9 protein-coding genes are annotated in these 13,460 nt (G+C 59.1%); 4 read left to right on the forward strand and 5 right to left on the reverse strand.

Annotation, left to right across the window (positions count from 1 at the left end; all coding sequences use genetic code 11):
- Positions 1–38: 38 nt before the first annotated feature.
- From hcp to barA, 5 genes are all read right to left on the reverse strand, one after another.
- Positions 39–1,688, reverse strand: a complete 1,650-nt coding sequence (gene hcp, locus ACTG2W_RS16995) for a hydroxylamine reductase (protein WP_106844415.1) — start codon at positions 1,686–1,688, stop codon at positions 39–41.
- A gap of 289 nt (positions 1,689–1,977) precedes the next feature.
- Positions 1,978–2,445, reverse strand: coding sequence for a Dps family protein (locus tag ACTG2W_RS17000; protein WP_005362843.1), 468 nt, complete (start codon positions 2,443–2,445; stop codon positions 1,978–1,980).
- A 155-nt stretch (positions 2,446–2,600) separates the two neighbouring features.
- The gene (locus tag ACTG2W_RS17005) at positions 2,601–3,488 is read right to left on the reverse strand and encodes an N-acetylmuramoyl-L-alanine amidase (RefSeq protein WP_440016421.1); all 888 of its coding nucleotides are present in this window, start codon (positions 3,486–3,488) and stop codon (positions 2,601–2,603) included.
- Positions 3,489–3,522: 34 nt separating this feature from the next.
- Positions 3,523–4,002, reverse strand: coding sequence for a DUF1456 family protein (locus ACTG2W_RS17010; protein WP_005335594.1), 480 nt, complete (start codon positions 4,000–4,002; stop codon positions 3,523–3,525).
- Positions 4,003–4,091: 89 nt separating this feature from the next.
- The gene (gene barA / locus ACTG2W_RS17015; protein WP_440016422.1) at positions 4,092–6,809 is read right to left on the reverse strand and encodes a two-component sensor histidine kinase BarA; all 2,718 of its coding nucleotides are present in this window, start codon (positions 6,807–6,809) and stop codon (positions 4,092–4,094) included.
- Positions 6,810–6,962: 153 nt separating this feature from the next.
- On the opposite strand from barA, the gene rlmD reads away from it, so the two are divergent.
- The 4 genes from rlmD (at position 6,963) to pyrG (ending at position 13,460) form a co-directional block, all read left to right on the forward strand.
- Positions 6,963–8,285, forward strand: a complete 1,323-nt coding sequence (gene rlmD / locus ACTG2W_RS17020; protein ID WP_440016423.1) for a 23S rRNA (uracil(1939)-C(5))-methyltransferase RlmD — start codon at positions 6,963–6,965, stop codon at positions 8,283–8,285.
- Between the two features lie 311 nt (positions 8,286–8,596).
- Positions 8,597–10,810: a GTP diphosphokinase gene (gene relA / locus ACTG2W_RS17025; protein ID WP_005335588.1), complete on the forward strand. Its 2,214-nt coding sequence runs from the start codon at positions 8,597–8,599 to the stop codon at positions 10,808–10,810.
- Between the two features lie 73 nt (positions 10,811–10,883).
- Positions 10,884–11,681, forward strand: a complete 798-nt coding sequence (mazG, locus tag ACTG2W_RS17030) for a nucleoside triphosphate pyrophosphohydrolase (protein WP_106844372.1) — start codon at positions 10,884–10,886, stop codon at positions 11,679–11,681.
- Between the two features lie 141 nt (positions 11,682–11,822).
- Positions 11,823–13,460, forward strand: coding sequence for a glutamine hydrolyzing CTP synthase (pyrG, locus tag ACTG2W_RS17035; protein ID WP_005335584.1), 1,638 nt, complete (start codon positions 11,823–11,825; stop codon positions 13,458–13,460).

A 13,460-nucleotide genomic window follows, 5' to 3' on the forward strand; every position in this document is an offset into this window, starting at 1 on the left:
CGGGCGGCTCGCCAAACGCTTACAACATGAGATGCCGATCAGGCCGCCAGGATCTCGGCCAAGTCAGCCTCGGCCGTGGTGGTCCCTTTCAGACCGAACTGCTCTTCCAGCACCTTGAGCAGAGCCGGGGTGAGGAAGGCGGGGGCGGTCGGGCCGGTACGAATGTCTTTCACCCCGAGGGAGAGCAGGGTGAGCAGAATGACGATGGCTTTTTGCTCGAACCAGGAGAGCACCAGCGTCAGCGGCAGATCGTTGACCCCGCACTCGAACGCCTCGGAGAGTGCCAGCGCCAACTGGATGGCGGAGTAGGCATCGTTGCACTGGCCCACGTCCAGCAGGCGCGGAATGCCGCCGATGTCGCCAAAGTCGAGCTTGTTGAACTTGTACTTGCCGCAGCCCAGGGTGAGCAGCAGGCTGTCGCGCGGCGCCGCCTTGGCAAACTCGGTGAAGTAGGCGCGCTCGGCCTTGTCGCCGTCACAGCCACCTACCAGGAAGAAGTGGCTGATCTCTCCTGCTTTGACCTTCTCAATCACTGCGGGCGCAGCCTGCATCAGGGCGTTGCGGGCAAAGCCGATGGTGATGAAGTGCTCGAGCTCGGTGTGCTTGAAGCCTTCCAGCGCTTGGGCCTTGGCGATCACGGCGGAGAAATCATCCCCCTCCAGATGGGTGACGCCCGGCCAGCCGACGATGGAGCGGGTGAAGATGCGATCCGAGTAGTTGCCCACATTCGGGTCGATAATGCAGTTGGAGGTCATCACCACGGCGCCCGGGAAGTTGGCAAACTCTTTCTGCTGGTTCTGCCAGGCGGATCCGTAGTTGCCCACCAGATGGGGGTACTGCTTGAAGAAGGGGTAGGCTAGCGCAGGCAGCATCTCACCATGGGTGTAGACGTTGATGCCGGTCCCCTTGGTCTGCTCCAGAATGAGCTTGAGATCCATCATGTCGTGGCCGGAGACCAGAATGCACTTGCCGGGGATGGGGGTGACGCGTACCTGGGTCGGTTCCGGATGACCGAAGGCGCTGGTTTCACCCAAATCCAGCATCTCCATGATTTTGAAGTTGAGCTGACCGATCTCCATGGCGCAGTTGAACAGCCGACCCATTTCGCTCGGATCTGTGCTGAGCCAGCTCATGATGCGATGGAATTCGGCAGCCACCTCGTCACTCTGCTGATCCAGCACCCGGGCGTGCTCCATATAGGCAGCGGCGCCCTTGAGGCCGTAGAGGCAGAGCAGACGCAGCCCCATGATGTCCTCGTTTACCTCGTTCTTGCCCCGATTGGGGGCGGCTGATGCGGCATGGGCAAGTTGCTCCAGCAGCTCGGCACCGGGTTCGAAGTAAGCGGACTGTGGCAAGTCGTTCACCTGCACCGCCATGGCGGTCATACGATCGGCCAGCTGCTGGCGATAGGCGAGGGCCTGATTGACATAGGCCACGATGCGATTCGAGTCGAAGTTGACGTTGGTGAGGGTGGCGAAGAAGGCCTTGGGCACGAAGGCATCGATCTCGCTGTCGATGATGCCCTGCTTACGGGCGGCCAGCGCCCAGGCGCTGAGCCCCTGCAGGGTATAGATCAGTACATCCTGCAGATCCGAGGTTTCCGCCGTCTTGCCGCACATACCTTGTGCGTAGGCACAGCCGTTGCCAGCCGGGGTACGAATTGTCTGTTCACATTGCACACAAAACATCATGCCTCTCCTAATTGGACATTTCAGTTGTCTGTTTTGTGGCGATTCTATTCCTCTCGCGAAAAACTTAATAGGCATTCAATTTGCCAATTAAGATTCCCTTGATGCAGATCAAAAACAAAAAAAGCCGCCCAAACAGGGCGGCAAGCGGGTGGATAAAAGGAGAGACAACTCAGGTTTGCAACAGAACATAACAATCAGACGGATTGGGCCGTGGTCTGGTCAGGAGCTTTCGGCCCGGTACTTACTCAAGCCGGCATACGTACGCTGTAGTCGGCTTGGTTCACTATCAGGCCAGATAAGCGCGCAGCATCCAGACCAGTTTTTCCTGCTGCTGCACATAGTCGGAGAGGATGGAGGCAGTGCCTTCATCACCGGCTTCGGCGGCCTGGCCCAGAATACGACGCTGGGCGACCAGCAGTTCGCGGAAGCTATCCAGCAGGGATTCGACACAGGCGCGGCCATCGTGCAGCCCTTTTTGCTCCGGGATGGCAGAGACTTTCAGGTAGTCGCTGAAGCTGTGCATGGGCACGCCATCCAGGGTCAGGATCCGCTCGGCCAGTGCGTCGACTTTCAGCAGCAGGTCGTTGTAAATCTCTTCAAATTTCAGGTGCAGTTCGAAGAACTGGTTGCCACGGATATTCCAGTGGAAGCCGCGCACGTTCATGTAGAGGATCTGGTAGCTGGCCAGCAATTTGTTCAACTCGGCTGCCAGGGCTTGTGATTGAGCAGTATCAAGACCAATCGGGCTTTTCATCATTCACCTCCAGATTTGGAAATCGGTTTTAAATTCTCTTTCGGAACGCAGTCAGAATAACGCCTTGCAAAATGCAGGGACAATTGCTTGTGCCTAACTGTTTGATAGCTAACGGCTATCAAACAGTACGCAGCAACGGGGGCAATGGATGAGGATTAGGGGAAGTATTTTTCGAGCAGCGCCATCAGGATGGCCTGACACTCGCGGTCCGGTTTGCTATCGACCTTGCTGGCGCGAAAGTGGAGCTGAAAGGCGCCCATTACGGCGCGGCTCTGCTCATCCCACTGGCCGGTTTGGGACAGGCCGTAGCCATAGCGGGCCAGCTGCTGCTGCCACATGGCCGCATCCCAATCGGGCAAGGGGCTGGCCAGTAGCTCGGCCACCCGACCTTCATCTGGCCAGGCGCCGACTCCGTACGTCAGATAGAGCTGGCGCCAGGGGAAGTGAGGGCCGGGATCCTGCTTGCGCTCGGGGGCGACATCGCTGTGGCCCAGCACCTGGGTCGGTGGAATGCGGTAGCGGGTGACCAGCTCCCGGCTGAGTGCGCCGACGGCAGCAATCTGTTGCGGGGTATAGGGTTGCCAGCGCCGGGCATGGGGTGCCAGCGACTCATCTTCCGCTGGATAGCCGAGGTTGACGATCTCGATGCCAAGGGAGCTGGCATTGAGCCCGGCATATTGGTGCCAACGGCTGCGTCCCGCATGCCAGGCGCGCGCGCTGTCCGGCACCAGCTGATAGACCGGTAGCGGTGTTTCGTGGCTGTCGCGGGGGATCAGGTAGTGGGCGCTCACCTTGTGCTCCGGCTCGGTCAGCAGGCGCAAGGAATTGGCATCGTCTTCGTCGGTGTAGTGGAGGATCAGAAAGGCGATCCGCTCGTTCTGGTTGGCGCTCTGATAGCGGGTCGAGAGCTGGTACTCGGACGGTGTGCAGGCGCCCAGCAGCAGAACCAGTGGCAGAAAGAAGAGGGGAAGAAGACAGCGCCAGCGCCATCCCCCTGCCACAGCCAGTCTGCTGAGCGTGGGAGGAGTGAGTCGCTGGCACATGTCGAAGGCCCGTTCTGGTCAGTCGCGCGGCTGGTCAGCCGCGGTATTTGGCCGTGAGGCCGATCAGGAAGTTGCGCAGGATCTGATCCCCGCAATCCTGATAGTGCTTGTGATCCTTGGAGCGGAACAGGGCGCTGAGCTCGGACTTGGAGAGGTTGAAGTCGGCGAGCTTGAGGGTGCCGAGCATGTCCTCTTCCTTGAAGTTGAGACCGATGCGCAGCTTGCGCAGGATCATGTTGTTGTTGATCCGGTTCGGGATCACCTGGGCCGGTGCATCTTCCCGCACGCCGCGGCGGGCGATGATGAAACCGTCGAGGAACTGGCTCAGGGCCGAGTCGGGACAGGCGACATAGCCTGCCTCTTGCTCTTCACCTTCCGCTGCCTCTTTCATCAACCAGCTGTGCAGCTGGGCGTGAGTGACCGTCAGGTTGCCCTTGGCAAACATCTCGACCATCTGGTCGTTGCTGATGGTGAGGGCGTAGCGCAGACGGCGCAGAATATCGTTGTTGGTCATGCTGACTCCTGTGTAAACGGCGCAACTTTACCATCTGGCGGCCCTCGCGTCAGAAAAAGCGGGGGCAGATACAGTTCAGGTCAAGCTCATCAAGCCTTGCCGAGATAGCGGGGTGCCTCCTGGCGCACCAGTTCCAGCGCATCTTGCAGCTCCAGCAGCTCGGGTTCCAGCTCGCTCACCGGCACGCCGTCACGCAGCTGTTGCTCCAGCTGGGAGAGCAGCCGTTGCAGCCCCGGCACCCCGGAATAGGCACAGCCGCCGTTGAGGCGATGGAGCTGGGACAGCACCTCGCTATCTTCAATTTCGCCCGCCAGCGCGCTATCCAGCACCGGCTCGACCTCCTCGAAACTGGCCAGCAGCATGGTCAGCATCTCTCTGGCGAGATGCTCTTTCCCCGCCGCCTGCCGCACCGCAAGTGCCCAGTCGATCTGTTGGGCACCATTATTCTGGTGACGGCGATGGGCAAAGTCGGTGATGAGCTGGGCCAGCATGCTCTCGTCGATGGGCTTGGCCAGATAGTCGTCCATGCCCTGCCGGATCAGCCGCTCCCGTTCTCCGGGGATGGCGTGGGCGGTCACCGCCACGATCGGGGTGGTGGTGTTGAGGGACTGGTTGCGGATCGCTTGGGTGGCACTGATGCCATCCATGATCGGCATCTGGATATCCATGAAGATGATGTCGAACGGCTGGCTCTGTGCCTGCTTGACCGCCTCCTTGCCGTTTTTGCACACCACCACCTGACTCACCATCTCCTTGAGCATGGCGGCGATCAGCTTGAGGTTGGCGGCGTTGTCATCCACCGCCAGCACCTTGATGGGCTGCAACTGGCGCGGCGCAGGCTGGGCGGGCAGCTTCTGGCGGCTCGATTCCGGCGAGAGCAGGGCGTGCAGCAGCTTGCGATGGTTGACCGGTTTGGAGAGACAGTGCTGGGCGCCATGGGCCAGCATAGCTTCATAGAGCGCCGGCTCGTGGCTGCTGAGCAGCACTATGGTGTTCTGCTGCTGGCCGTTCAGTCTGTCGAGACGGCCGATCACCTGCTGCGGCGTATGCAGGGTGCTGCTGCCAATGATCACCATCTCCTGCTCGCTCATCTCGGGCCAGGGATCATCGCTGGTCAGTGGGTGCACATCGAGGTGCCACTCCGCCAACAGGGCGAGCAGAGAGGCTTGTGAGAAGGGATCCGGTTCCAGCAGCCAGAGCCGTTTGCCACGGATCCGATCCAGCGGCAGTTGATCGGTCTGGGGCAGGGGGGAGACCTCCACATCCAGACTGAACGAGAAGATGGAGCCCTTGCCTAGCTCCGATTCAAAGCGGATCTGGCCGCCCATCTGCTGCACCAGCTTCTGGGTGATAACGAGGCCCAAACCCGTGCCGCCATAACGGCGGGAGATGGAGGAGTCGGCCTGATTGAAGGCCTGGAACAGCTGATGTTGCTGCTCCTGGGAGATTCCGATGCCGGTATCGCGGATCTGGACGTTGAGCCTCACCTTGTGGTTGCCACTGCCGGTCTGCTCGATATGGACATCCACGTTGCCCTGTTCGGTGAACTTGATGGCGTTGCCGGTGAGGTTGGTCAGCACCTGTTGCAGACGCATGGGGTCGCCGGTGAGGTAGTCCGGCACATCGGCATCCACCCGCAGGGAGAGCTCCAGTTGTTTGTCGTGGGCGCTGGGGCCGAGCAGGTGCATGGTCTCGTTGAGAGTGTCGCGCAGGCTGAACGGGATATGCTCCAGCTGCAGCTTGCCTGCTTCCAGCTTAGAGAAGTCGAGGATGTCGTTGATGATGCCAAGCAGGTTGCGCGCCGACTTCTCGATGGTTTGCATGTAGTCGGTTTGGCTCGGGGTCAGGCTGGTTTTCAGCAGCTGGCGGGTAAAGCCGATGACCCCGTTGAGCGGGGTACGCAATTCGTGGGACATGTTGGCCAGAAACTCCGACTTGACCCGCGCCGCCTCTTGCGCCCGTTTCTTGGCCATGTCGAGCTCGACGTTCTGGATCTCGATCTGCTCCAGGGTTTCGCGCAGGTCAGAGGTAGCCTGATCGATATTCTGCTGCATCTCTTCGTGATATTCGGAGAGCGCCTTGGCCATGGCGTTGATGCCGTTTTTCAGCATATCCAGCTCGCCGGTGAGCTGGCCGCTGACCCGGGTATCGAGCCGCCCCTCCCTGATCTTGTGCACCGCCTGCACCATGTTGGTGATGGGCTGGGTCACGCTCTTGACCAGACGGAAGCCAAACAGGGTACTGAAGGCGACCCCGATGAGCACCATGATCACCGCAAAGAAGGTGTCGCGGTACTGCAGCAGCATGGCCCGATCGGTTGCCATCTGCATCGAAATGTAGCCGATCATCGGCGGCTCTACATCGCTGGGCAGCGGGAAGCCATCGAGGCTGGTTTCAGCCTGGATCGGGGTGCGCAAAATGATGTCGTCCCCCTGAAACGTCACGCTGGTCAGATCCGGAATGGGCTCGCCATCGGGCAGCCTGAGCCGGGTGAAATCCCGGTGGTAGTTCGAGGTGACGAACAGCTGGTTGTCCTGGGTGAAGACTGCGATGGATTTGATGAAGGGGGAGTTCTTGCGATGGGTCAGGCCAATCAGCCGCTTGAGGGATTCGCGACTGTGCTGGGTCATCCCGTATTCACTGGCGATCGCCAGCGGTTCGATGATGTTGATCCCCTGATCAATAAGGTTGTTTTCCAGCTGCTGGTAGCGGTGGAAGGTGAAGTAACCGGCCATTAGGCCACCAATGATCAGGGTCGGCAGGATGGTGAAGGCGAGAACGCGTGCTCTCAGGCCATATTTGGTCATACGAACAGGCCACCAGTGAACAGGGTTGGCGATAGGGTTGATGGCAATACACGGGCTCTGTGGCCGTATTTGGTCATACTATTATTCTTGTGGGACAATACCCGGCAGCAGATTCCACAATCATGACATAGCCACCTATAGGCACCAAGTTTTATGGCCCAGTTTTTCAAGCCCCAAAAGAAGTCCACTCAGCTCCAACGCATTGAATTTACGATAGACACCCTCGATCACCACTGCGTCGGTATCGGTCGCCATCAGGGCAAGGCGATCTTCGTCGAAGGGGCACTGCCCGGCGAGACCGTCAAGGCACGCATCACCGAAGAGAAAAAGCAGTATGGTCACGCCGCCTTGCAACAGGTGGTGACCCCGGCGGCCAATCGTATCGCTCCCTTTTGCAGCCACTATCGCGAGTGCGGCGGTTGCAGTGCCCAGCACATGCCGGTTGCCGATCAGCAAGCCGCCAAGGCGGCGGGACTGGTCAGCCTGTTCGAGCGGTTGGGCAACATCAAGGCGCCGGTGCTGGAGCCGGTACTGACCGGTGAAGATCGCGCCTACCGCCGGGTTTGTCGTCTGGCCATCAAATTTGACAAGAATGGTCGCTGCACCCGGGTCGGTTTCCGCCGCCGTAACAGCAACGATCTGGTGGAGATCGACGGTTGCCCTGTGCTGGCTGAGTCGCTCTCTGCGTTGATTGCCCCGCTGCGTGAATGCCTCAATCGCCTCAAGAGCCAGCGTGAGCTGGGCCATGCGGAGCTAATCCAGGCCGAGCAGGGGATCATGATGCTGCTGCGTCACACCGGCCGCCCCAATGAGGCGGATCGCGCCCTGCTGGTGGCGTTTGCAAAAACGCAGGGGATCGACCTCTATCTGCAAGCTGCCGATGATCGTATCGAAGCGCTGCAGCAACAATTTTCCCCATCCTACTCGCTGGATGGCCTGTCTCTTGCATTTGCTCCCGGTGATTTCATTCAGGTCAACGGCCCCATCAACCAGAGCATGGTTGAGCAGGCGCTGACATGGCTCGGGGCGAGCAAGGATGACAAGGTGCTCGATCTCTTCTGCGGCATCGGCAACTTCACCCTGCCGCTGGCCCGTCAGGCTCGCGAAGTGGTGGGTGTGGAAGGTGAACTGGCCATGGTGCAGCGGGCCGAAGAGAACGCCCGTCGCAACGGCATCACCAATGCCCGTTTCTACAAGTCTGACCTGAGCGATGACATCGTCGGCATGTCCTGGGCGCGTGAAGGGTTTGATCTGGTGCTGCTGGATCCGGCTCGTCCCGGCGCGCTGGAAGTGATGGGACACGTCGTGAAACTTTCACCCAAGCGGGTGGTCTACGTCTCCTGTAACCCGGTCACCCTGGCGCGGGACAGTCAGGTGCTGGTGAAAGGGGGTTACCGTCTGGTGCGTCTCGGCATGCTCGACATGTTCCCTCACACCGGTCATCTGGAGTCCATGGCGCTGTTTGAACGGGAGTAAATGACTCATCAGTTCGGCGATGCCGGATAGGTCATCCGGCATGTTTGTTACTGTTTGAGCAGGTGTGTATATGAAGTCATCCTGCTCATCAGTTCGGCTATGCGGATATGTAATCTGGCATGTCTGCGGCTGTTTGAGCTGATGTGATTGGGGTAATCTAGACCCTCGTCGTTCGGCAGGGCCTGTTGGCGCGCTCTATTGTCTTTCTGGACAATATGCCTTGAAAAGTGCGCTGGATATCCCCATTTGAGGCAATCTCATGAGGGGAGAAAGTGACAGCTTTCGGCCCGATAATTTAAAGGATTGATACCATGGTTGCGGTTCGCGATATTCATTTGAAAGACAACTTCACCCTGGAAGAGTGGGTCAGCTCGCTCTCCTTGAGTGACAGTGAAAAGGATCAGCTGCGAACCGTCTACCAGTATTGTTTGACGCTCGGTGACGAGGCGCTGACCAGCAAGCTGCTGGTGCGCGGCATCGAAATGGTGGGCATCCTGCAGATGCTCAGCATGGATATCGGTACCCTCAAGGCCGCCATCATCTACCCCTTCGTCGAAGCCGGTCTCATCAGCCAGGAGCGGATGGACGAGGACTTCGGCTCCAAGATCGCCAAGCTGGTGGAAGGGGTGTTGGAGATGGAGGCCATCCGCTCCCTGCAAACCCTCCATCGCAGCGAAACCTCGCCGGAGCAGGTCGACAACGTGCGTCGCATGTTGCTCGCCATGGTCGAGGATGTGCGCGCCGTGGTGATCAAGCTGGCGGAGCGGATCGCCTGCCTGCGGGAAGCGAAGACGGCAGATGAAGAGACCCGGGTGCTGATGGCCCAGGAGATCACCAACATCTATGCGCCGCTCGCCAACCGTCTGGGCATCGGCCAGCTCAAGTGGGAGCTGGAAGATCTCGCCTTCCGTTATCTGCACCCGGATACCTACAAGCAGATCGCCAAGCAGCTCGACGAGAAGCGGCTCGACCGTGAGCGCTATATCCGCGAGTTTGTGCAATCCCTGCGTAATGGGTTGAAAGAGGCGGGAGTTGACGCCGAGGTGTACGGTCGGCCGAAACACATCTACAGCATCTGGCGCAAGATGCAGAAGAAGCACCTCGAGTTCAACGAGTTGTTCGACGTGCGCGCGGTGCGGGTAGTGACCAAGCGGCTGCAGGATTGCTATGCGGCGCTCGGTATCGTGCATACCCAGTTCCACCACATTCCTCGCGAGTTTGACGACTATGTCGCCAACCCCAAACCCAACGGCTATCAGTCGATCCACACCGTAGTGGTGGGGCCGGAGGGCAAGACTGTCGAGATCCAGATCCGTACTGACCAGATGCATCAGGATGCCGAGCTCGGCGTCGCGGCGCACTGGCGCTACAAGGAAGGGGCACAGGCTGGCGGCAAGGCCAACACCTTCGAAGACAAGATCGAGTGGCTGCGCAAGCTGCTCGCCTGGCAGGAAGATCTCTCCGAGAGCGGCTCCCTGCTGGAAGATCTGCGCAGTCAGGTGTTCGAGGACAGGGTCTACGTCTTCACCCCGAAAGGGGATGTCATCGACCTGCCGGCTGGCGCCACCCCGCTCGATTTTGCCTATCACGTCCACAGCATGATCGGCCACCGCTGCATCGGCGCCAAGATTGACGGCCGCATCGTGCCGTTTACCTATGCGCTGCAGACCGGCGATCAGGTGGAGGTGATCACCCAGAAAGAGCCGAACCCGAGCCGCGACTGGATGAACCCCAACGCCGGCTTCCTGCGCTCCAGCCGGGCGCGGGCCAAGGTGGCGACCTGGTTCAGAAAACTGGATCGGGACAAGAATATCGTGGCCGGTCGCGAGCTGTTCGAGAAGGAGCTGGATCGCCACAACCTCAGCATGTCCAAGATTGACAAGGGCAACATGCTGCGCCGCTTCAATCTGGAGAGCACCGACGATCTGCTGGCCGGTATCGGCAGCGGCGATATCCGCATCAACCAGGTGCTCAACTATCTCGACACCTGTTACAACAAGCCGACGGCGGAAGAGGAAGATCGCCGACTGCTGGAGAAGCTGGAGCAGAAGGCCAATGCGCCGATGCGCCACAAGCCCAAGGATCACATAGTGGTGGAAGGGGTCGGCAACCTGATGACCCATATTGCCCGCTGCTGCCAGCCGATTCCGGGGGACTCCATTCAGGGCTTTATCACCATGGGGCGTGGCGTTTCGATCCACCGGGAAGATTGCGAGCAGCTCAAGGAGTTGTCACGTCGCAATCCGGAGCGTCTGATCGATGCGGTGTGGGGGGAGAACTACTCCGGTGGCTACGGCCTCACTATCCGGATCATCTCCAATGATCGCTCCGGTCTGCTGCGCGATATCACTACCGTGCTGGCCAACGAGAAGATCAATGTGATGGGGGTGCGCTCACGCTCCAACGTGCGCGAGCAGACCGCCGAGATCGACATGGAGCTGGAGATTTACAACATCAACGCCTTCAACCGGGCGTTGGCCAAGCTCAGTCAGCTTAACGACGTGATCAGCGCCAAGCGGCTTTGATATCGAACCGACCGGCCCCAGTGGCCGGTCTGCATTTCCGACCCTTTTTGAACGAATCGAAAGCGAATATCTCATGTCTCAACGTTACGATCTGCCTCAACTGCTCGACATCATGGCTCGTCTGCGTGATCCGCAAAACGGCTGCCCCTGGGATCTGAAACAGAGCTTCCAGACCATAGTGCCGCACACCCTGGAAGAGGCCTACGAAGTGGCCGATGCCATCGAGACCAAGGATTGGAAGGGGCTGAAAGGGGAGTTGGGCGACCTGCTGTTTCAGGTGGTGTTTTACGCCCAGCTGGGTAAAGAGCGGGGCTTGTTCGACTTTGCCGATATCGTCGATACGGTGAGTGAAAAGCTCATTCGCCGTCATCCCCACGTTTTTTCCGATGCAGATCTCTCCAACGAGCAGGCGGTAAAAGCGAACTGGGAGGCGGAAAAAGCCAAGGAGCGGGCGGCCCTCGACAAAGAGAGCGTGCTGGACGATATCCCGCAGGCGCTGCCTGCCCTGACCCGCGCCGCCAAAATTCAGAAACGTTGCGCCACCGTCGGTTTTGACTGGAAAACCTTGGGGCCTGTGGTGGACAAGATCCACGAAGAGATCGACGAGGTAATGGAAGAGGCGCTGATGGCCGATGTGGACGAGGCGCGGGTGAGCGACGAGCTCGGCGACCTGTTGTTTGCCACCGTCAATCTGGTGCGTCATCTGGGCAAGGATCCGGAGCAGGTACTGCGAGGTGCCAACGCCAAGTTCGAACGTCGTTTTCGTCAGGTTGAGCAGATAATCGTCGCAGAAGGCTTGAAAATGACCGATTGCACCCTCGAAAAGCTCGATGCCGCCTGGGATAAGGCGAAGGAAACCGAGCAAAGTTGATTTGGCGCAAGATGGGGGGGCGGTGAGCCTGATAGATTTTTGCTCATTGTTTGGGAGAGGGGTTTTTGGTATACTGTTTCCCCGTCCTGCTTCATCCCCGAAGCACCCCTTAAAATTCCCTAAACTTCTTTCAGGTTCAGCATGACGACCAAATATATTTTTGTTACTGGTGGCGTTGTTTCATCCCTCGGCAAAGGCATTGCCGCAGCTTCTCTGGCAGCCATTCTGGAAGCCCGTGGTCTGGATGTGACCATCATGAAACTGGACCCGTACATCAACGTGGATCCGGGCACCATGAGCCCGACCCAGCATGGTGAAGTGTTCGTAACCGAGGACGGGGCCGAAACCGATCTGGATTTGGGCCACTACGAGCGTTTCATCCGCACCAAGATGACCCGTCGCAACAACTTTACCACCGGCCGTATCTACGCCGACGTACTGCGTAAAGAGCGTCGTGGTGACTATCTGGGCGCCACCATTCAGGTTATCCCGCACATCACCAACGCCATCAAGGAGCGGGTGATTGCCGGTGCCGAAGGCCATCAGGTTGCCATCGTCGAAGTGGGCGGTACCGTGGGTGACATCGAGTCCCTGCCGTTCCTCGAAGCCATTCGTCAGTTGGCTGCCGAAGTGGGCCGCAACAACGCCATGTTCATGCACCTGACGCTGGTTCCTTACCTGGCCGCTGCCGGTGAAGTGAAGACCAAGCCGACCCAGCACTCCGTGAAAGAGCTGCTCTCCATCGGTATCCAGCCGGATGTGCTGATCTGCCGCTCTGACCGTGCCATTCCGGCCAACGAGCGCGCCAAGATCGCCCTGTTCTGCAACGTGCCGGAGCGCGCCGTCATCTCCATGAAAGACGTCGACTCCATCTACAAGATCCCGGCACTGCTGAAATCCCAGAACCTGGACTCCTACTTCACCGAGCGTTTCGGTCTGGAGTGCAAAGAGGCTGACTTGTCCGAGTGGGAACAGGTTATCTACGAAGAGGCCAACCCGACTGGTGAAGTGACCATCGGTATGGTCGGCAAATACGTCTCCCTGCCGGACGCTTACAAGTCCGTCAACGAGGCGCTCAAGCACGGTGGTCTCAAGACCCGTCACTCCGTCAACATCAAGTACATCGACTCTCAGGACATCGAGACCCGTGGCGCCGAGCTGCTGGAAGGTCTGGACGCGATCCTGGTGCCGGGTGGCTTTGGTGAGCGCGGTGTGGAAGGCAAAATTTTGGCTGCCCAGTATGCCCGCGAGAACAAGATCCCCTACCTGGGTATCTGCCTCGGCATGCAGGTTGCCATGATCGAATTCGCTCGCAACGTAGCGGGTATGGAAGGGGCTCACTCCTCCGAGTTCAAGAAAGATTGCGCGTACCCGGTCGTCGGCCTCATCACCGAGTGGGTGGATGAAGAGGGCAACGTCGAGACCCGTACCGAGAAGTCTGATCTGGGCGGTACCATGCGTCTGGGTTCCCAGCTCTGCCACCTGGTCGAAGATTCCAAAGTGCGTCAGATGTACGGCAGCCCGACCATTTACGAGCGTCACCGTCACCGTTACGAAGTAAACAACAAGCTGCTGCCGCAGATTGAAGCGGCAGGTCTGAAAGTGACCGGTCTCTCCGCCGACAAGAAGTTGGTGGAAATCATCGAGATCCCGGATCACCCCTGGTTCGTGGCTGCGCAGTTCCACCCGGAGTTCACCTCTACTCCTCGTGATGGCCACGCTCTGTTCGCCGGTTTTGTGAAGGCGGCAGGCGAGTATCAGAAGCGTAATTTGAAGTAA

Origin of the sequence: Aeromonas sp. 96A, assembly GCF_051919165.1 — a bacterium.
GTDB lineage: Bacteria > Pseudomonadota > Gammaproteobacteria > Enterobacterales > Aeromonadaceae > Aeromonas > Aeromonas veronii.